Origin of the sequence: Bergeyella cardium, assembly GCF_003614945.1 — a bacterium.
GTDB lineage: Bacteria > Bacteroidota > Bacteroidia > Flavobacteriales > Weeksellaceae > Bergeyella_A > Bergeyella_A cardium.
In genome coordinates this window covers 689059-710043 of the sequence record NZ_QYCZ01000001.1, presented here as the reverse complement: position 1 = coordinate 710043, position 20985 = coordinate 689059, and the positions used below count along the sequence as shown (strand labels likewise).

The window sequence follows — 20985 nt, the reverse complement described above, 5'->3', positions numbered from 1 at the left end:
ACAAATAGATTTCAACCCTTTATGAACTTTAAATCTCTCCTCCCGCTCATCGTTTTTATTGCCGTATTTCTCGGCAGTGGTATTATCTCTGGCGATTTCTATGCTCTCCCTGCCCCTATTGCAGTTTTTGCAGGGATTATCACCGCTTTTATCCTCTTTTTCAGGAATGGAATCCATCAGAATATAGAAAATTTCATCCGCGGTTGTGGCAATGAGAATATTGTGATGATGTGCCTCATCGTGCTTCTCTGCGGAGCCTTTTCCAAGGTTACAACTGCCATCGGTGCTACAGAAACGGTGGTTCATCTCGCACAATCTTACCTCTCACCGAGATTCCTATACGCAGGGGTTTTCATCCTCGCCTCTTTCCTTTCATTCTCGTCGGGCACCTCAGTTGGAGCCATCTCCACCCTCACTCCTATCGTTGCAGGTTTTGTACAATTAGAGGGTATAGACACTGCGCTCATCGCTGCCTCACTGCTTTCTGGGGCTATGTTTGGCGACAATCTCTCGATTATTTCAGATACCACCATCGTGGCTACTCAATCTCAGGGCTGCAGTATGAAAGATAAGTTTAGAACCAACTCCCGAATGGCATTCCCAGCCTCCATCCTTACCGTGATTATCCTAATGCTACTCGGTTTCTACCTTCATCCGAACCAAAGCGGCGTTTTGGTAGATAATATCACGATCCAATGGCTCAAAATCCTGCCTTATCTCTTCGTTATCACAATGGCTTTGGCGGGTGTTAATGTCTTTATCACCCTCTTCCTTGGGGTTGTCTTTGCTGGGGCTATCGGAGGGTACGAAGGGCTTACGCTGATGGAATTTCTCAATATTTCCTACGATGGTTTCAATGCTATGACGGATGTATTCCTCGTCTTTTTCCTCACGGGTGGGCTCGCCTATATGGTTGAGAAGCAAGGGGGCATAGAGTTTATCATACAGAAAATGTCTCGCTTTATGACGAGCAAGCTGAGGGCTAAAATCGGCATTGCAAGCCTTGTAGCGCTGGTTGATGCCGCCGTTGCCAACAATACGGTTGCCATTATGGTCTCAGGGTCTGTTGCGAAGCGCATCAGTGAGCGGTTTAAAATCCCTGCTCCTCACACAGCATCCATCTTAGATATTATTTCCTGCATCGTTCAGGGGCTTATCCCCTACGGGGCGCAAGTTCTCATCCTCTTTAAGCTAATGCAAACCGATATCAACTACTCTGAAATGGTTTCAAAAGCCTATTACCTCTGGCTGCTGCTCCTCATTTCTATCATTTATTTTATAAAACAGGGTCAGAGAGGGGTCAGAGAGGGTCAGAGACCCATTCTTTAGGTTAAAGACCGGAACAATTAGGTTAAAAAGCCCGTCGACCCGGTTAAAAACCCCGCCGACTCGGTCAAAAAGCCCGCTGACCCGGTCAAAAAGCCCGTCGACCTGGTTCCTAACCAGGTCGACGGGCTTTTTGACCTAAAAGTTGACAAAAAATAGAGGGATTTTTTATTAAAATGACAATTGGCGGTTAGCAGTTAGCTAATTAACCAGAAGCCAAAAGCTAATTGCCTTTTATTTAGCTGGAGCTACGTCTATTTTGTAGGTTGCGTGGCAGGCTACGCAGTTATTGAGGAGCTTATCGAGCTGCTGTTGGGTAGTTTTAGGGTTGAAATCGGTTTTTGCCGCCTCAGAAATCTCTTCAAAAAGCCCGTGGGTACCAAAGCCCAACTTCTTGAAACCTACGGGAAGGGATTTTATCAGTCCATCAGGAGCGTGCTCTCCTACCCCTCTTCCCGAGCGCTTCCCAGCTTCTATCACGGGTTTAGGGTCATTGGTCATTATCCCTTTATTGATTTGCTGCACGCTTTCTACAAACTGCCTCATCTCCGCCATTACAAACTCGCGGTGGTCTTTACTCATTCGGATGCTCTGCCGGCTGTCTCCTTCGTACCTGTAAGTATCCCCTTTTATAAGAAATTTGTAGATGAGAACTAGATTGACAATGAACGAGATAAGGAGAAGAATGTATACGATTTTCTTTTTCATAATGGGGTCGTATTTTGGTGGCTTAAATGAGTTTTTCTAAACTCTTAGTAGTCTTGTGGCGCTGGTATTCATCGAGCTTCTGACCGATGTATTTTATAGCCAAAGGAGCTACATAGATTAATGCAAAACCGACTGCCTTCTTCTTCCAGCCATCGGATTTCATTTTCTTTTGCACATAGTCTGTTACAAGATTTACCGCTCCTAATTTCATTGTATCCTGAATAATCTCAGTACTTGTTTCATTGTTTAGGACCTGCATCATCGTATTTCTATTCAATACCGATTTTATCTTATGAGAAATCATTTTCAAAACAGAAGAGGAATCAAAAGTGGTCTTAATATTCCCTTCATCGTCTGTAGTTTCCTTTAAAAACGCATCTGTATAGCCTTGGGTAATAACACTTAGCGACTCTTTTGGGCGAGTAAAAGCCATTAAATCTTCCAGTTTTTTTATTTCGGATTTAAGGTTTTCCTTCTTGGCTCTTAATTCATTAAGAGCATTGTATTCCTTTGCCATAATTAACGATTTAAAAGTTTAATGAGCGTATTTGCCGCATACCTCTGGATACCTTTTCTCATCAGAACAACGATGATAAATATCAGTAGACAAACGGCTGACATCAGCAGGAGGCCGTAGGCATAATTTCCCAATAAATACCCAAGCCAAAGCCCTACACCCAAGATTAAAAAGACAATGAAAAAGGTGAGAAACACAAGCGCAATCACCAAAAAATAAACAAGCCCCGAGATAAAAGCTGCCTTTTCGGTAACTTCTAATTTCACGAGATTTATTCTCTTTTCTATATATTCTTTCAGTAGGTTTATCATAATTCTAATGCTATGCTATCAGTTAAAAAAAGGAAACTTAGAAAGTTCCCTTTTATTGTTCCTAATTTTAAAATCTGGGATAAATGATTGAAATAGATTATTTCAAGCCATCTAATTCCGTTTGAGCATCATCTTCCGCATCAGCAATGGAGTGAGAAGCCTGCTCCTTGTACTTGTGGTACTGCTCTTTTACTTTATCAGCAGTTTTATGATATTGGTCTTTAAGCATCTCGGCTGTTTTACCATATTGTTCTCTTGCCTGCTCAGACCAGTCTTCTGCTACTTTTCTGAGCTTCTTGCGGGTCTTCTTGCCCTCCTCTGGAGCAAAAATAAGACCTAAAACTACACCTACAGCAGCACCTGCTAATAGACTGGCTAATACACTTCCTGAATTATTTCCTCTGTTTGACATTTTAATTGTTTTTTAAGGTTAATATTTACTATAATCACTGCGTAAAAGTACAATAAAATTATAATATGGGCACTATGAGTGCTCAAAATTTAGGTAAAAGTCTTTTGCTTCGGAAATGACTGCATCCATTTCTTCCAATGTAAAAACTTGGAGGAATTTTTTCCTGAAATCCTTAAAGTGTGGCACCCCTCGGAAGTAGTTTGAATAATGTTGGCGCATTTCTATAAGCCCAAGACGCTCACCTTTCCATTCGGTACTCCACTCGGCGTGCTGCCTTACGACGATAAGACGGTCTTCTATAGTAGGCTCTGGAAGAAGCTCCCCCGTTTGGAAGTAATGTTTTATCTCTTTGAATATCCAAGGGTAGCCAATTGCCCCACGACCGATCATTATACCATCGCAATCGTATTTTGAGCGATATTCAAGTGCTTTTTCCGGGGAATCAATGTCTCCATTTCCAAAGATTGGGATTTCTATATTGGGATTGTTTTTTATCCTGCTGATATGCTCCCAGTCCGCCTCGCCTTTGTACATCTGAGAACGGGTTCTGGCGTGTATGGTCAGTGCCTTGATACCTGCTTCCTGCAACCTTTCAGCAACTTCATCTATATTGATAGAGCTGGAATCCCAACCAAGGCGGGTTTTTACAGTTACAGGCAAGTGGGTAGAAGATACAACGGCTTTGGTAAGCCTCACCATCAGGTCTATATCTTTCAAGACGCCTGCACCTGCACCTTTGGCTACGACTTTCTTTACAGGGCAACCGAAATTGATATCCACAAGATCGGGTTCTACGGTTTCAACGATTTTAGCGGAGAGAGACATCGCCTCTTCATCTCCACCGAAGATTTGGATTCCTACGGGGCGCTCGTAATCAAAAATATCAAGTTTCTTTCTGGATTTAATAGCATCTCTGATGAGCCCTTCGGAGGAGATAAATTCGGAGTACATAAGATCAGCACCGTGAAGTTTGCAAAGGCGCCTAAAGGGTGGATCGCTCACATCCTCCATCGGAGCGAGGAGCAAAGGAAAGTCCGGTAGTTGTATATTACCTATTTTAATCATAGGCGCAAAGATAGATATTTGGAGCCACTTGTGAGCACGCTGTAGCTCATTGAATATCCCACTAACTACGGTAACTACGGCTTAATATAAGAAAGGATAAGGTTAAGGGTTTCTTCCTTACTAATATCCGAATTATCAATAAGTATAGCATCTTCAGCTTGGATGAGAGGGGCAATTTCTCGAGTGCTGTCGATTTTATCCCGGGTGATGAGGTTCTCCCTAACGAGCTCAAAATCCATAGGTATGCCGAGCTCTTGAAGTTCTTTAAAACGCCTCTCGGTACGCTTCTCTATACTGGCAGTGAGGAAAAATTTATAATCTGCATCGGGAAGAACCACCGTACCAATATCCCTACCATCGAGGATAACACCACCATTCTGAGCGATTTGCCTCTGAGTATGGAGGAGGAAGTTACGAACCTCTGGCTGCTTGGCAATAAGGCTCACATTGTCCGAAACCTGCTGAGTACGGATTTCTTTTGAGATGTCTTTCCCATTGAGAAAAAGGATGAGGGTATTATTCACCTCCTTAAATTCAAGATTGATATCATCAAAATGAGAAAAGAGAGCAGGGAGATCTATTTCATCGTTTTTCTGGCAGTTTTGAAGGGCAAAAAAAGTTACTCCTCTATATAAAGCACCTGTATCAAGGTGAATGAGCCCTAATTTTTTAGCAATTTCTTTGGAGATGGAACTTTTTCCTGTAGAGGAAAAGCCATCTATGGCAATTACGGGTTTTTTATTCATTGAAATATTAAAATATTGAGAAAACTACCTTTTATTACCGCTAATTTCCGCGATATCTAAGGAAATACCAAACATATTCATATTAGAGGCATTGTGATAGCGTGTGTGGGCATAGTCAAACCTGAAATAGGAAATCTTGATACCAAAACCAGCAGAAAGCCCAGAGAAATTTCTTTGGTCAAGGACTGCAAGTTCATTCCCCCTCTTGATATTATAGCCAAGCCTGATATTAAAAGACTTCTCTGGGAAGAGCTCTGCACCGAAAGAAAAGTGATCTGCAATCTTCCTGAAGGTACCTACCTCTCGCCCATTGTTATCTAAATCCTGAGAGATATTAAACTGCTGTAAATCGTGTGCTGTAATAGTAAATGCAAGAGGGAAAGACTCCAAAATCTTGGTATAACCCAAATCTACCCTAAATGGAAGCCTCTCGTGAGTACCGTTATAGGTCTTAATCTGCGAACCAAAATTACGAGCAACCAAAGAAAGGCTTTCTTTTTTCTCCTCATTATGGTAAGTAATGGCAGCAGTAGCAGAGAGCGCCATAGAATTATAGGTATCTATCTTGGAAGTAATAAGCCCAAGGCTCCCCCCTACCGTCCAATCCTCTTCAAACTGGTAAGCATAATTCGCACCAATAAAAACATCGGAAGCGGAGAAAGTACCATTGATATTCCCAGCTTCATCGGTTCTGTCCATACTTCCATAGTCCATATAGCGAACATTCATTCCCACCAAATGACCGCTCCCAAAATCCTTTGCATAAGCGATGCTCCCTATTTTAGAATCGGCAAGGTATGAGGCATAATGAATAGAGATTCGGTTATCCATTTCCAAGTTCATCAGAGATGGATTTACAGCCGCAATACTCACATCATAGTCTCTGATAGATACGGCATCTCCCCCCAAAGCCGCTTGGCGGGCAGAAACAGGTAAATTGAGGAAGGTATAAACGCTCTGCCCTGTCTGAGCATTAGAATACAGCGCCGCACCAATAAATAACAATGAAAGTAATCTTCTTTTTTCCATACTAAACTTCGCAAAAGTAGTGTATTTACTCATTTTCTCACAAATGAAATGCGTATATACAACGCTTTTAGCCTTGCCTTATTATATTCTTACCAGCTGATTTCCTTCTTATTTTTAGATTTCAAATATTCATTAATCTTTGAGAATGGTCGGCTACCGAAAAAACCTCTATGTACCGAAAATGGCGATGGATGAGTAGATTTTATCACAAAATGTTTAGCAGTATCGATATAGGCTTCTTTCTTCTGAGCAAAAGCCCCCCAAAGCACAAAGACTACACCTTCCTTTTGAGCTGAAATTTGTTGAATGATGAAGTCCGTAAATCTCTCCCAACCCAAAGCCTGATGAGAATTGGGAGAATGCGCCCTCACGGTAAGTATAGCATTAAGGAGGAGCACCCCCTGCCTTGCCCAGCTGTCTAATTCATTTGAAGTTTTCTTAATCCCTAAATCATCTTCTAATTCTTTAAAAATATTCTTCAAAGATGGAGGTGCAGGAACCTTATCCGAAACCGAAAAGCAGAGCCCGTTTGCCTGAAAGTCGTTATGATAAGGGTCTTGACCAATAATCACCACTTGAATATCCTCAAAGGGCGTTAGCTCTATTGCTCTAAATATTTGCTCCTTTGGTGGGAAGCATTTCCCGCTGGCATATTCCTGTTTTACGCTCTTCCAGAGGTTTGAAAAATAGTCTGTTGTTTTTATTGGAGCAAGGATTTCTTTCCAAGTCATCAGATTTTATTTTAAAAGCAACCAAAAGTATTATTTTTTATGATGATAGGCAAAAGAGAGATTGGAAAATTTATTTAAAACCCTATCTCAGCAATACTCAATAAGCAATAAAAACACCTGTACTTGTCCATCAATATTAAAAAGTATACCTTGCAGAGGTAATTTTATAGTAAATCTTAATCAATAAACTATGGAGAAAGTGTTTTTTATATTGATGTTATTCATCGCTTCATCTATCGGCTATGCCCAAGAGAACGATATTCTCGAGCGACTTTTTGCATTAAAGAATAATGGTAAAATATGGCTGAATGTAGATAATTATACCATCACTTCTGAGGATTTTGACTATCCTTTTAATGAAAAAGGACTGAAAAAAGCATTCAAAAAAAATAAAATAAAGGAGAGCAGTACCAAAACTAAAAATGCAACCCTCCTCACCGATAATTTCTGTATCTCTGAGACTAAAAAAATAGCCGATGAACTCTACCAAAGCAACCATTATTATTTTATAAAGAACAGAGAGGGAAAAATAAAATTAGTATGGTTTGCAAAAGCGGGCAGTACAGATCAAAATATGGAAGAGACCCTTGTAAATATGCTCTTTGAAGATAAAATACCACAGGAAAAATTCCTCCCCATAAATCCTACTCGGCTCAATATCTTAGACAAGGAAATTATGCTGGGGACCAAGTGCTATTGGACGATGATAAACACCATACAATGCCCCTATAATGGAGAGATGAACTGGGCACTGCACAAGACACTGCAAGGGGCAAAGGAATCCGTGGAAAATCAATTAAAACTCTCCAAGAGCAGAAGTGAAGGCAAAATACAATCTGAAGAGACGGTCATGATTACCTTTCTCGGTGTGCCTGTACAAGCTAAAAAAGTCATCTTCTCCCTAAAAGGTATAAATGCTCTGCTTGTAGGAAATAAGGCACAGCTAATCGTTTATTATGTAGCTGAAAATATCAATGGGAAGAATATAAGCTGTGTAATGAGTTTCTGGAATGACGATGTGCTCAATCCAAAAACCAAACTCCCTGCCCTTATCGAGCAGCTCATAGAAATACAATAGTCTCTACTGCTCTCCCCCCCCCTATTATTGTAGTGAGATATACAGACGAAAGCCTTAGAAATCTAAGGCTTTTATTATTTCTGGTCAAAGGGCTTATTATTGAGATAAATCTCATTGAAATCTTAATTTTAATAATAATTTTAACATTTAGAAAGGGAAGTATTAACACTAAAAAGGGATATTAAACCAGAAAAATAATTCCTACATTTGGGCTCGAAAAAAAAACGCATATGAACAGACAGGAATATGAATTCTGTGAGCCGAAACACTGGGCTAAGAAAATAAGTGATGAACAGCTGATAAGCTATCTGCACGAGACCGAGTTCTCCAAAGAGCAAACCGATGAAGGAAGAGATTATTGCTTTGTATTGGATAAGGTAATCTATACCTCCGATGAGGAAAATGCTGAGTACAAACTAATGGCATACTCACTCAACCAGCCCGATAACCTAAAAGCAGCCTCTGTGTATGAACACATACTTGAAGAGGGCGGGCAGTACCTCATCCACAGGATTTCTATCCTTAGAGACGGAGTACTTATTGATAAAACCCCAGATGTAAGCATAAAAGTCCTCGATGAGGAGAATGAGAGTAACGGCGGCGTACTCCAAAGCCTCAAAAAGGTAAATATTACTATTAAAGATCTCAGGCTTTATGATATACTCATCCTTGAGGATACCCTTACAAAACATTTTACTGAGAAAGACTTCCTACGAAAGGCTTTCTACCGCTCCATTGTAGTAAGCCCCGATATCTACTGGGCATACGGGCTGTATAGCTTTGAACTAATTAACGACAGGACACAACCTCTCACCTACAAAAAGCACTTCTACCGAGATGAAAATGGCAATCTCCTACCTGATGAAACAGGTGAGATACCACAAGGTGAACGCTTCAAATTCTCTCATAACGATTATATTAATGATCTGGATGTGCAACGGGAAGTATACCCATTCATAGACTTTGTAACCAAAGCGAGCTGGGAAGAACTCTCCAACTTCATTACACCATACTACGAGCAGGTAGTAACAGAACATCCACTATCCTCCTATGCACCAGAATTTGCTAAGCAATTGGATGAGATAGAGGATAAAGACCAGCAAATCGCCTTTGCAATAGAGTATGTACAAAACCATATACGCTACATCTACAATGAAATGGAGATGCATGGGCACATTCCCCAATCGCCAGATATTACTTTTACCAACAAGCAGGGCGACTGTAAAGCAAAGTGCGTACTCCTGAAAACCTTCTTTGATTACTTGAACATTAGCTCTGAGATTATCCTCGTGAATTTCCAGGCAGACCATTACCTTAGGGTATATCAGCCGTCTCTCCTCGCCTTTAATCATGTAATTCTAAAAGTTCATTACAACGATAAGGAGTATTTCGTAGACCCTACTCTGCTTGATGAGTATGGTGGACTGGAAAATGGAAGCATCGTCTCCTTCTGCTATTATCTCCCGATAAGACAAGGGGCAAGCCTGCAACAAAGACCTGCTGTAAGCCGTACGAACTACGGTATAGAGGAGGAAATCAACATCAATGTGGTGAACAACAAAGGGAAAATCAGTATTAAGTCCAAGTACCGAAACAACCGTGCCAATGCGATGAGAAGGTACTTCCGAAATGCTAATAAACGAGAAATTATCGATAGCTGGAATAACTTCATTTTCTATTCTATGAACTTCCATAATGATAGAAAAGAGGAGGATATACGCAATGTATTCATCAATCCTAAAATTGAAATCATTTCCGATGATAAACTCAATAATGAATTCATTACTGAATACACCGCAGAGGTAGATAATGCTTACTTTACCGATAAAAACAATGGCAGAAGGTTCCTAATGTTCTTTGACCATAATATCAATAAGAATGTGGGCGACTTTAATCATAAGGATATCCTCTACTGGCATAATTTCGACAGGGAGAAGTATGCCATCCACCTCAATACTGATGAAAGTATTGATACTAAGGAAAAATATACTGTACAAGAGCTGAGTATCAATCACAAATATCTCTCCCACACGATAAAAAAAGATATCAGGAAAAATGGTGGTAGTGCCTATATAGACTATAACCCAATATCTAATGTGGAAATACCTCACGATGAAATCGAGGAACTGAAAAAGCAGTACAGGGAAATCTCTGACAGCAATTTTGGGCTGGGAATAGACATTATTGAGAAAGGATTCTTTAACAAGCTGAAATTCGCTATCAACAAAATACTGAAATAAGCAGGATTAACGGACTTCATTTTATGAACTAAAAAAGCCTTAGAAATATCTAAGGCTTTTGGTTTTATTTAGTGTTTGTTTAGTAGTTCCACATATCATTTTCCATCTGTAGAATCTGGTCTTTTATACGCTCACTTTCCTCGAGCTGTTCATCGGCATCATTAGGGATATAATCGGAGATTACACCACTGCCCTGCCCCGAACCAGACTTGTAGATGACAGATGAGAACCTCCTTGCATTAAGGATATCATCAAATGAAATATTGGAAGAGAGGTTTCTATTATTAAAGACGATAGAATTCGCCAATACTTCCCTTGCATTTGGATAGAAAATCCAAAAGAGGTCTATATAGGTATCATCTTGTGCTATCGGCATACCATCGGGACCTACTTGCCCCATTGCAGAAGGGTCTTGCCCCATTGCTGCTATACCGAGAAGGCGGTACTTCATCTGAGAATCTCTCTTGTCTATATACCACATCCCTTTAATCTTAATGAGCTTCACATTGTCGGACTTTACCTCGTAGATATCGGTATATTCCCTCTTTTGCTCATCAGATAGAGGCGCTCCCTGTTCATTGATTTTCTCAACCCCCGCATCGGAGAGCGATTCAAACCTTACACGGTTCTTTATAGCCTCTGGCTCAAGTTTGGTCTGGAACATCTCATCATCATAAACCTCCGTAATTTTTCCTTCAATAATTGCATCATAAAGGATTTGGAATAATGATTTATTCTGGCTCACAAGCCCATCACTATTCTGATAAAACGGTTGATTTATCCTGTCGTTCAGATCTATGATTTCCCATACGACCATACTTTTAAGGATATCTTTCTCGTCTATATATCCATATTTAAGAGGTTCTATCTTGGTGGAAACCACTGAATCTCCCACCATCTGTTTGTTTTCTTCTCTTAGTTTTCTGAATTCCTCTGGAGAAGTAGCATTTAATATGGTCTGAGAAAATGCTAACCCAGAAACTAAAATCATAAAACTGCAAATTATCTTTTTCATTTGATGATGATTTTTGAAATCAATATTATTGAACATTAATTACAATCGCAGGGATTTTTTTCAATCCTTGATTACCAATCCCAGAAGCAGAGGCATTGATATTATAGACATAACAAATATCTCCTGGTCTGAGGTTTTTGGCTAATCCTGCCACTGATGCCATAGAACTTCCGCTAACGGTCATCGCTGCCTTACCAGGCACTTTAAACATAAAGCTATTTACCTGGAAGGATACTGGCCAATCAAAATCTGGCATTGCAACAGATACCGTCTGGTTCGGGATAGATGAAGCAGGCATACTTACTACATTTTCACCTCGGATCTGACCTACTGGTGTAGGAAGACCTTTAATTCTGAAAGTAAATGACTGCGAAATCACTTGTCCTTTTGGTCCTCTACCAGAAATGGTAAGCGTAGTAGAGTTGCCCGCACCAGGGGTTACATTCCACTTACCTCCCCCCACTTTAGTAACCGAAGCACCAGAAGCGGTAAGGGTAGTCTGGCTATTATCCGCACCTAAAATAGAGCCCGAAATAGGATTTGCAAGACCTCTGTAAAGCACTTGCATTTTCTCTGCAGCAAGCAAAGCCCCACTTTCAAATGCTACTTCCTTAGCTCCTGCAATCACTCGATAAGTGTGATTATATGGAAGAGATACTTCTTTGCCATTAGCATCTGTAAAGGATACATTACCACTAAATGAGAAATTATCCCCAACGGTACCCGTAGGTAAAGCCTTTATACCTTGTCCATTCTCCTCTCTATCAACATTTGAAAACTTCAAATTAGGTAGAGAGCTTGAGTAGTTCCCAATCACAACCTTAGCAACAGCTGGCTCTCCCTGTAAAACTACCGTAGGGGCAGATACAATCGCCTCAAAAGCATTGAATTTAATATCGGCATCTACTTTCTCTTGAAGGAGGTTTGCCAAGACATCGGATTCAATATTTCTTGCTTCTGTCTGGATAACTTCTACATTTGAAAGAGCAGCGATTAGGGGCTGATTATAAAATTTCCTTACCAGCCAATTCTTTTTATTTCCTTTTTTATTCTCTGTAATCAAGGACTTTTGCGCCCTCTCTACCACCTGCTTCATCGTATTATCTTTCGCAAAAGAAGCTACGATAAACTCTCTTAAATCATTAATTTTTTTAACGACTGCCTGAGCTTCCTTAGTAGGTTTGTTTTCATTGGCATCTACAAAATAATAATGGGTAGAAGCATCTGTATTATTCAGTGCATTGAAGTTAAAATCATCTTCATCACTACTTTGCTTTAAGTCTAAATCTGCAAATTTAGACATTGCGAGTTTTGATTTTTCTAACTCTTCTACCAAGTCATTTACCTGCTTTTTTAAATCTTTATACTTCTGATATGGAGCTTCAAAAGTATCTGGTGAGTTTTTTGCCTTCTGTTGTAAAGTTTGCTCAAAGATTTCATTTTTAGTCTGAGTAAGCAATCTTGTTTCTTCAAGAGAGCTTTTTGTATCATTATAGGATCTAATGATTTCCTGGTCTATTTGCATTGCAAGCATCGCAATAAAAACCAAGTACATCAGATTGATCATCTTCTGACGCGGAGTTTCTTTTCCGTGTGCCATCTAAGTACTTTTATAAGGTTAAAAATTAGTTCAAATTACGACTTCATTGCGCTAAGCATACCTGCATAGACTTTATTCAAGTTATTAAGGTTAGCTGTAAGCTGTTGTAATTCCTGATTAAACTTATCTGAATACTCAGCGGACTTTTGTAATTCATCTATGGAAGAAGAGAATTTCTCAATTCCTGTTTTAAAGCTCTCAAGCAGAGTATTATCTACCTTAGCATCTGCAAGCATTTTATCTAATTTAGTAGAAAGAGAGGTTTCTAATTCTCTTAATTCTGTCGTTTGCTGAACTAAAGATGTGGTCTGTCTCGGCGTTGGCTGTGCATTTTTATCCAAAAGCTCTGGATATACATTTTCCCAAGCGTAAGTTTCTTCTGTCTTTGGAGGGTTAAAAGCATATACCATAAAGATAATAGCCTCAGTGATAAGTGCACCACCTAAAACCCAGTTTGGATTGATAAGACCACCAAAAGTAGTGTGTGTCATCTTAAAAAATGCTCCTAATATAACAATTGCAGCACCGAATGAATACGCGAAATTTAATATTCCGTCCTTAGTTTTAAACATAATATTCTAATTATTTTTTAATTTTTTATTTCGTTTTCTTTTTATATCTACCTGTTCCCTCTGGAATATCCTGTACCGTACGGAAACCTATATAGCTTCTTGCAGAATCTTTTCTTTCCCAGTCTCTATACCCTGTCATAAGTACATAACCAACATCTTTCCAAGAACCTCCTCGAACCACTTTTTTCACTTCCTTATATGCCTGGTTAGATAGATAAGGATTTAAAGTAGAAGAAAACTGATAAGTTGAGTTGTTGTACGGAGATTCCGTCCATTCAGCTACATTCCCAGCCATATCATAGAGCCCAAAACCATTTTTATGGAATTTCTTTACAGGAGCTGTATAGGTATAAGTTCCTTTTTTCTCATCTTCAATATAGCTACCTCTTTTAGGTTTAAAGTTAGCAAGGTAGCAGCCTCTATCATCTATCAGGTAAGGACCTCCCCAAGGATAGGTTGCATTTTCCAGACCGCCTCTTGCAGCATATTCCCATTCTGCTTCTGTTGGAAGTCTGAATGCCATAGCTCTTTGTTTCTTTTTCTTTTGACTCTTATTATAGTCGCTTTTAAACTTAGTTCTGAAATTACAATATGCTCTCGCCTGCTCCCAAGTAACCCCCACTACTGGATAGTTCTTGTATGCAGAATGCCAGAAATAGCCATCATAAAGAGGCTCGTTATAAGCATAATTAAAGTCTTTTACCCATACCGTAGTATCTGGATAGACAGCAATGCTCTGCTTTTTAAGATAATCTGCCCCTCTTGATTTATCTTTAATTGCAGATTCTCTATCCTCCCACTGATAACTATATTTAATTTTAGACCAATCAATAACCCTTTCATCATTGATTCTCTGGTCCTGTGGCAAGTACATTGATTCTAAAATCTCTGCATATTCTACATCTGGGTAATCATTAGGATCCCAATACAAACGAGCCGAATAATCCAGTCTCTTGGATTCATCATATCCATCTCTTCCGCCTTGTGATTCCAGATACTCCTGATATGGAGTTTGGTTTTCTGTTTTTTTAGCCAGATAAGCATAAGGGCTGTCATCCCCCACTGCTTCTGCTAAAAGAGTTCTTGCAATAGAATCTCTTACATAATTAACGAAGAAACGATATTCCGCATTTGTAGTTTCGGTTTCATCCATAAAGAAAGACGAAACAGTAACTGTTTTCAGAGGTGCTTTTTCGGGAGTACTTACCATATCTTGATCTGCAAGCCCCATTACAAAAGAGCCACCAGGGATAGCAACCATACCATAAGGTCTTTCTGCTACAAAAGCTTTTGCTTTCTCCCTTGGAATAATTTCCCCTTTTGTTCTTGGCTTACCAGAAGTACCTCCACCTCCTGAACCTGAACACGATACAGCAACTACAGATGCTGCAAATAGTATTGGCAATAAATTTTTCATTCTAAAATTATAATTCCTAATAACCTAACTTCTAACGAAGAAAATTTTATATTATTTTACTTGATAAAAAAATCTATAAATTATTTCTATGAACCTAATTATTCTACTGTTACAGATTTAGCTAAGTTCCTCGGTTGGTCTACATTAGCTCCTCTATAAACCGCGATATAATATGCTAACAACTGCAGTGGAACAGATACTACTATCGGAGAGAAACACTCGGAAGTCTCTGGAATTTCAATAATATAATCCGCCATTGATGCTACTTGCTCATCCCCTTTATTTACAACGGCTATTACTTTTCCTTTTCTCGCCTTGATTTCCTGAACATTACTTACAATTTTATCATAATGACCTTTTTTAGGAGCGATAATAACAATAGGCATATTTTCATCAATCAAAGCAATAGGTCCGTGCTTCATCTCAGCAGCTGGATAGCCTTCTGCGTGAATATAGGAGATTTCTTTAAGTTTCAATGCACCTTCCAAAGCAGCTGGATAATTATATCCTCTACCCAAGTATAAGAAGTTAGCCGCATCTACAAATTCTCTCGCTATATCCTGTGTAATTTGATGTGTATTTGCTAAAACATCTTCAATTTTTTTAGGAAGGGTATCTAATTCTGTGATAAGCCTCATAAATTCTGCATTGCTTAAATTACCATTGTGCTTACCGAGTTTTAAAGCGATTAATGATAATATCGTAAGCTGTGCAGTAAATGCTTTAGTAGAAGCTACACCAATCTCCGGCCCCGCATGGGTATATGAGCCTGCATCTGTAATCCTTGCAATGGAAGAATCTACCACATTACAAATACCATAGACAAAAGCTCCTCTTTCCTTAGCTAATTTAATCGCCTCCATAGTATCTGCCGTTTCTCCCGATTGAGAAATAGCGATAACCACATCTTTATTGGTAATAATCGGATTTCTGTATCTAAATTCAGAAGCATATTCTACCTCTACTGGAACTCTTGCAAACTCTTCGATAAGGTATTCACCGATTAGCCCTGCATGCCAAGAAGTACCACAAGCAATAATGATGATACGCTCTGCTTTATTAATTCGCTCCAAATGATCCCAGATACCCGCCATTTTTATGATACCTTCATCTACTAAAAGACGCCCTCTCATTGTATCGTGAATAGACTTTGGCTGTTCAAAAATCTCCTTCAACATAAAATGCTCATAGCCTCCTTTCTCTATCTGCTCCAAACTTATTTTAAGTTCCTGTATAGCGGGTGTTATTTTTTCATTATTCTTAATAGAACGGATTTCTACGCCATTTTCAAGGCTTACGGTAGCCATATGCCCTTCTTCAAGGTAAATAGCCTCCTTAGTAAATTCTACAAATGGAGAGGCATCGGAAGCGATGAAATACTCTTTATCACCAAGACCGATGGCAAGCGGAGAACCTAACCTCGCACAAACCAAAAGACCTGGGAAATCATCGTGCATTACTGTAATTGCATAAGCACCATAGACTTCATTCAAAGCAGAACGAACCGCTTCCGGAAAAGAAAGCGTAGTATCTATATCCATAAAATACTGGATAAGATTCACTAAAACCTCAGTATCTGTATCTGACTGAAAAGTAAAGCCCTTTCCGAGAAGCATTGTTTTAATTGTATCATAATTCTCTATAATACCATTATGAATCAATGCAATTTTTTTATTATTAGAAAGGTGTGGGTGGGAGTTTTTATCACTTGGTGCACCGTGAGTAGCCCATCGGGTATGCCCCATCCCCACTTTTGATTTTCCTTTTAAATTTTCAGAAATCCTTACCAGGTCTTCTACTTTACCTTTGGTTTTTGCTAATTTAAATGCTGAGTTATCATCATCTAAAACAATACCTGCACTATCATAACCTCTGTATTCCAATCTTCTAAGTCCATTGATTACAATATCATAAGCATCTTGAAAACCTGTATATCCTACAATTCCACACATAGTTATTTTATTTTTTTTATTTCTTGATATAAGTTATAAGCAACTGAGCTCTCTTGTCATTTCCCGCATCGGTACCTACTAAAATCACCCTTTCTGGGGAATAGATTCTACTATCTACATTTTGTCCATAAAGACCTTTCTTACCTGAAGAAGTATTCACAAGATACTGCCCAAGTTTAATAATAAAATCCTGATTGGTCTGCCCTTCCTTCTCTACTAAATCTTTTAGCGTTTGTGTAATATTAATTTCATAATAAGAAGGATGAGAAGCTAAATCATAGCCTTGAGTCAATCTGTAATTTGCCTGATATTCAAAAGCTGATAAGTCTTTTAAAAACTCATAAAGCGTCTTTCCATTTGCATCCTGTTTATTTTGCATTACCGTAAATGCTTGTGGCTTTGCAAAACTATTGTTCCAAAGGTTTGCATCGGTATAGAATCTAAATTTAGCTGATAAAATCCCTACTTTATCGGTTGTGAATTTATTTTTAAGAGCATTTATCGTAGCATCTGGAATCTTCACACCAAAATTTGGACCTCCCATACCTTGTACATACAGCTTTGCATCTCCCGATGTAGAATTAGCACTCGCTAATGCCGTAGCTGCTGCTGAACCTGTTCTATCGTATTCAATTTTACTAAAGCTCGCATTGGAAGAGCCCAAATTCAAGGTAAAAGTAGCGTTTTCAGTTTTAGTAGTACCGTTAGCCGTTACCTCTTTCTTATAATAGATAGTAATATCTCCATCTTTTGGTATTTGGAGTTTCATAAGATATCCATCGGTTTCTGCAATGGAGATTTTAAGCCCTTTAAAGTATCGAATAAAGTTTGAAAGATTGCTAAGCTCTGCACTCCCTTTCTTATCAAATATTTTAGTTTTAAAGAAATTAGCATCTAAATTCATCCTGATGGTTGCTGGGCGACTCAAAAGAGATGAATTATCACTTTTCTTGGTTACTTCTACGGAACTGATTTTACCATTAAACGATTTACTTCCTAAAAGCGCTCCTTCTGTTACGGATTTATCGGAATAATAAATATCATTTACAGAACCGAGGAAGTCATTAATTTCATTTACATTAATGGTAATCGTATTGCTCGCATTTCCGTACTTATAGACAGGATAGGTCTTTACTACCTTTTTTGCTGGGGTATTATCTGCTCCCCAGACAATGTTTTCATCTGTGGTAGTTGTCTCATTAGCTGTTCCTGTAAGGTATTTAGGCCTTAGAGAGAGCACTACGGAGTCAATTCTCGGGTTTGTACCAAAATCTGGATTAAAAGATGCCAGTCTCACCTGCGAAACAAAAGAAGCCTTTTGCCCTCCAAACTGGTTTTCCTTAAAAGCACCTAATACAACTGTATCTTTCCTTACCGTACCCGTAATCCTGCCGTCGGCTCTTAGGGTATCAGAATTGGAGATATTATAAGCGACGAGGTCATAAGACTCATCTACTCCCTGTGCTAAATTATTTTCAAAAAACTGAGAGCCAAGATTATCTGGGTCAGACTCGCAGCTCCATAAAACCAAACTACCCGTTATCATTAAGAATAACTTAATAGCTTTACTTGTATTCTTTATCATTGAAATAGTAGAAACTAACTTAAATATACATTTTCCATAGATTCTGCCTCCACAAAATCCGCTTTTTCAGAGGTAGCCTCTTTATACATCTGCTCATAATCTCCTTCGAGGAATTCATCTCCTTTTACAACTACATCTACGAGGTTCATCGCTTCGGCAATGAAATCCTGAGATCTCAACCCTTCTAAAGCTTTAAGGTTTTTAATTTTATCAAAAGCCAAAACTTTTTTTATTTTCTCATTTAGCTCGACTTCTGGTTCATTATAAACGGACATTACGAGCTTTGTATTATTAAAGAAAAAATCTTTTTTATAATAATTTTTAAGATAGATTGGAATAAACGATGCCATCCAACCATTAAAATGAATCACATCTGGAACCCAATTGAGTTTTTTTATAGTCTCTATCACTCCTCTTGCGAAGAAAACTGCTCTTTCACCATTATCCTCAAAAGGATTTCCTTCTTCGTTTTTATAATAGAATTTTCTTTTGAAGTACTCTTCGTTATCTATAAAATACACTTGAAGCCTCTCTCCTGGTAGGGAAGCAACTTTTATAATAAGAGGTTGGTCTAAGTCATTAATAATTATATTCATCCCCGAGAGTCTAATCACCTCGTGGAGTTGAAATTTCCGCTCGCTGATAAGACCGAATTTAGGCATAAAAACCCGTACATCATTCCCTTCTCTGTGCATTTTCAGAGCAGTTTTATTGACGGTTTCTGCCATATTGCTGTCTTCCTGGTAAGGAAACATCTCGGTGGTTACATATAAAATCTTTTGATTGAGCATAACTATTTTTGCTTATTCCTGTTCTGATAATATAATTAGGCGCAAAATTACAAAAAATTAATCTAATAATTTTATACCTATATTTTTTATGCTGTAAATCATTTTTTAATTTACTTTTGCCAAAAATTTTTATGGAAATTTTAAATAATAGAGAATCGCTCAAAAGCTATATAAACGCTCAAAAAGAGCAAGGTAAAAGCATCGGTTTTGCTCCAACTATGGGTGCTTTGCATAGCGGGCACCTGTCTTTATACGAGCACGCAAGGAAGGATAATGACATCGTCATCTCTTCCATATTCGTAAATCCTACCCAGTTTAATAATCCTGAAGATTTAGAAAAATATCCCAGAACGATAGATAAAGACATCGACTTATTAAAGGAACACGGATTCGTAGATGCGGTTTATATCCCAACGATAAATGATATTTACCCTAATGGGGCCCAGAGCAAGCAGTATGATTTCGGTGGTTTGGAGAGCGAAATGGAAGGCAAGTTCCGACCCGGTCATTTTGATGGCGTGGGTACAGTTGTAGAGGAACTGCTAAGGCAAGTTCAGCCCAATAGAGCCTATTTCGGTGAGAAGGACTTCCAGCAGCTCGCGATTATAAAAAAACTCATTGAAATTACAGGACTTCCTGTGGAGATTTATGGAATCCCGATTGTAAGGGAAGAAAATGGTCTCGCCCTAAGCTCGCGCAACCAGCGGCTAAGCCTAGAGCGAAGAGAAGAAGCAAAACTCATCTACGAAACCCTAACCAAGGCAAATGAAGATTTCAAAGCGGGGAAAAATCCCTCCGAAATTCGTAGAGCGGTAGCCCAAACCTTTGATAATATAAAGGACTACACCCTCGAATACATCTCCATAGCCGATGAGGAAACCCTGAGAGAAGCCCACGAATTCCTCCCTAGCAAGAGCTACCGCGCATTTATCGTTGTGGTGGTAGATGGCGTTCGTTTAATCGACAATCTCCACTTAAAATAGCCTACCCTCGTGAGGTTTCTCATCATCATTCCCGCGCATAATGAAGCAGAGCACATTTCCCTCTGCCTTTATTCGTTGGAGTATCAAACGCATCAAGATTTTAAAATCGTAGTGGTGAATGATGGCTCTACCGACAGCACAGCAGATGGTATTGAGAACTTCCTCGCCACCTCCCCCATTAAACCAAAAGTTGAAATTTTAAATCTATCCCCTTCGGAGCATCAGCCAGGTGCAAAGGTAGTGAGGGCGTTCTACTCAGGGCTAAAAGCCTCCTCCCTTCAAGATATCGATATCATTTGCAAGTTTGATGCAGACATCATCTTCCCTGCGAATTACCTCGAAGCGCTCAACCTCATCTACCAGAAAAATCCAAAATTAGGAATGGCGTCTGGGCTTGTAAGGATAAAAAAGGGGGAAGAAGCCAGCACAGACCGCTATAATTTTAGCAATAAGGCTCAAGTTTGGGCATTTGAAGACCTCTCGTCTCCCGAGCATATACGGGGGCCTATTAAATCCTACCGAAAGCGGTGTTTTAATGATATGGGCGGGCTCCGAGACTGCTTGGGGTGGGATAATATTGATGTCCTCCTCGCAAAAAAATCAGGCTGGCAATGCCTCACCATAAAAAACCTCTGGGTAAAGCACCTGCGCCCCACCGCCTACCAATACAGGCATCAGAAAGTGGAAAAGATGGGCGAGTATTTCTACAACCTCGGGCTCAGCCTGCCCCTCGCTGCGGTATCGGCATTAAAATCGGTACTCAAGAGCCGCACTCCGATGGATTTTTTTCGTATTCTCCGCTCTTTTTGCAAGCAAAAACACCCACTTCTTCTCAGCCGAGAGGAGGTTGATTTCATCCGAAAAGAGCGATGGAGAACCGCACTCAGCAAGCTCAAATTTCGGTAAA

20 protein-coding genes are annotated in these 20985 nt (G+C 39.3%); 5 read left to right on the top strand and 15 right to left on the bottom strand.

The annotated features are described in order from the left end of the window. The first annotated feature begins 21 nt into the window (after positions 1 to 21). On the top strand, positions 22 to 1329 hold the full coding sequence (locus D8991_RS03200; RefSeq protein WP_120488745.1) for a Na+/H+ antiporter NhaC family protein: 1308 nt from the start codon (positions 22 to 24) through the stop codon (positions 1327 to 1329). Positions 1330 to 1560: 231 nt separating this feature from the next. Here the strand turns inward: D8991_RS03200 and D8991_RS03195 are convergent, their stop codons facing one another. The 8 genes from D8991_RS03195 to D8991_RS03160 all read right to left on the bottom strand — a co-directional run bounded on the left by D8991_RS03195 (position 1561) and on the right by D8991_RS03160 (position 6845). After that, positions 1561 to 2034: a hypothetical protein gene (locus D8991_RS03195; RefSeq protein WP_120488744.1), complete on the bottom strand. Its 474-nt coding sequence runs from the start codon at positions 2032 to 2034 to the stop codon at positions 1561 to 1563. A 22-nt stretch (positions 2035 to 2056) separates the two neighbouring features. After that, on the bottom strand, positions 2057 to 2551 hold the full coding sequence (locus D8991_RS03190; protein WP_120488743.1) for a phosphoribosyl-ATP pyrophosphatase: 495 nt from the start codon (positions 2549 to 2551) through the stop codon (positions 2057 to 2059). Positions 2552 to 2553: 2 nt separating this feature from the next. Continuing rightward, complete coding sequence (locus D8991_RS03185; protein ID WP_120488742.1) at positions 2554 to 2862, bottom strand: phage holin family protein; 309 nt, start codon at positions 2860 to 2862, stop codon at positions 2554 to 2556. Between the two features lie 97 nt (positions 2863 to 2959). Continuing rightward, on the bottom strand, positions 2960 to 3274 hold the full coding sequence (locus tag D8991_RS03180) for a YtxH domain-containing protein (protein WP_120488741.1): 315 nt from the start codon (positions 3272 to 3274) through the stop codon (positions 2960 to 2962). A gap of 72 nt (positions 3275 to 3346) precedes the next feature. Continuing rightward, positions 3347 to 4339 (bottom strand): tRNA dihydrouridine synthase DusB, encoded by a 993-nt coding sequence (gene dusB, locus D8991_RS03175; RefSeq protein ID WP_120488740.1) that lies wholly within the window; start codon positions 4337 to 4339, stop codon positions 3347 to 3349. Positions 4340 to 4413: 74 nt separating this feature from the next. Next, positions 4414 to 5085 (bottom strand): (d)CMP kinase, encoded by a 672-nt coding sequence (gene cmk / locus D8991_RS03170; protein WP_120488739.1) that lies wholly within the window; start codon positions 5083 to 5085, stop codon positions 4414 to 4416. Between the two features lie 24 nt (positions 5086 to 5109). After that, positions 5110 to 6147 (bottom strand): type IX secretion system protein PorQ, encoded by a 1038-nt coding sequence (gene porQ / locus D8991_RS03165; RefSeq protein ID WP_245957170.1) that lies wholly within the window; start codon positions 6145 to 6147, stop codon positions 5110 to 5112. Positions 6148 to 6203: 56 nt separating this feature from the next. Then, entirely contained in the window at positions 6204 to 6845 is a 642-nt protein-coding gene (locus tag D8991_RS03160; protein WP_120488737.1) for a uracil-DNA glycosylase, read from the bottom strand. 190 nt (positions 6846 to 7035) lie between these two features. Here D8991_RS03160 and D8991_RS03155 point away from each other — a divergent pair, with 190 nt between their 5' ends. Together D8991_RS03155 and D8991_RS03150 are read left to right on the top strand one after the other, a co-directional pair. Next, entirely contained in the window at positions 7036 to 7923 is an 888-nt protein-coding gene (locus tag D8991_RS03155) for a hypothetical protein (RefSeq protein ID WP_120488736.1), read from the top strand. Positions 7924 to 8153: 230 nt separating this feature from the next. Then, the gene (locus D8991_RS03150) at positions 8154 to 10163 is read left to right on the top strand and encodes a hypothetical protein (RefSeq protein ID WP_120488735.1); all 2010 of its coding nucleotides are present in this window, start codon (positions 8154 to 8156) and stop codon (positions 10161 to 10163) included. Positions 10164 to 10242: 79 nt separating this feature from the next. Here the strand turns inward: D8991_RS03150 and porN are convergent, their stop codons facing one another. From porN to D8991_RS03115, 7 genes are all read right to left on the bottom strand, one after another. Further along, on the bottom strand, positions 10243 to 11178 hold the full coding sequence (gene porN / locus D8991_RS03145) for a type IX secretion system ring subunit PorN/GldN (RefSeq protein WP_120489678.1): 936 nt from the start codon (positions 11176 to 11178) through the stop codon (positions 10243 to 10245). A gap of 25 nt (positions 11179 to 11203) precedes the next feature. Beyond that, the gene (gene porM / locus D8991_RS03140; protein WP_120488734.1) at positions 11204 to 12778 is read right to left on the bottom strand and encodes a type IX secretion system motor protein PorM/GldM; all 1575 of its coding nucleotides are present in this window, start codon (positions 12776 to 12778) and stop codon (positions 11204 to 11206) included. Positions 12779 to 12813: 35 nt separating this feature from the next. Continuing rightward, complete coding sequence (gene porL, locus D8991_RS03135) at positions 12814 to 13350, bottom strand: type IX secretion system motor protein PorL/GldL (protein ID WP_120488733.1); 537 nt, start codon at positions 13348 to 13350, stop codon at positions 12814 to 12816. Between the two features lie 25 nt (positions 13351 to 13375). Beyond that, the gene (gene porK, locus D8991_RS03130; protein ID WP_120488732.1) at positions 13376 to 14767 is read right to left on the bottom strand and encodes a T9SS ring complex lipoprotein PorK/GldK; all 1392 of its coding nucleotides are present in this window, start codon (positions 14765 to 14767) and stop codon (positions 13376 to 13378) included. Positions 14768 to 14865: 98 nt separating this feature from the next. Continuing rightward, positions 14866 to 16719 (bottom strand): glutamine--fructose-6-phosphate transaminase (isomerizing), encoded by a 1854-nt coding sequence (glmS, locus tag D8991_RS03125; protein WP_120488731.1) that lies wholly within the window; start codon positions 16717 to 16719, stop codon positions 14866 to 14868. A gap of 16 nt (positions 16720 to 16735) precedes the next feature. Beyond that, entirely contained in the window at positions 16736 to 18265 is a 1530-nt protein-coding gene (locus tag D8991_RS03120) for a DUF4270 family protein (RefSeq protein WP_160223693.1), read from the bottom strand. A gap of 53 nt (positions 18266 to 18318) precedes the next feature. Then, on the bottom strand, positions 18319 to 19095 hold the full coding sequence (locus tag D8991_RS03115) for a glycogen/starch synthase (protein WP_120488729.1): 777 nt from the start codon (positions 19093 to 19095) through the stop codon (positions 18319 to 18321). A gap of 131 nt (positions 19096 to 19226) precedes the next feature. Here D8991_RS03115 and panC point away from each other — a divergent pair, with 131 nt between their 5' ends. Beyond that, positions 19227 to 20078: a pantoate--beta-alanine ligase gene (gene panC / locus D8991_RS03110; protein WP_120488728.1), complete on the top strand. Its 852-nt coding sequence runs from the start codon at positions 19227 to 19229 to the stop codon at positions 20076 to 20078. Between the two features lie 9 nt (positions 20079 to 20087). Beyond that, positions 20088 to 20984 carry a glycosyltransferase family 2 protein gene (locus D8991_RS03105; protein ID WP_120488727.1) on the top strand — a complete coding sequence of 299 codons (897 nt, stop codon included), beginning with the start codon at positions 20088 to 20090 and terminating at the stop codon, positions 20982 to 20984. The last annotated feature ends 1 nt before the right edge of the window (position 20985 follow it).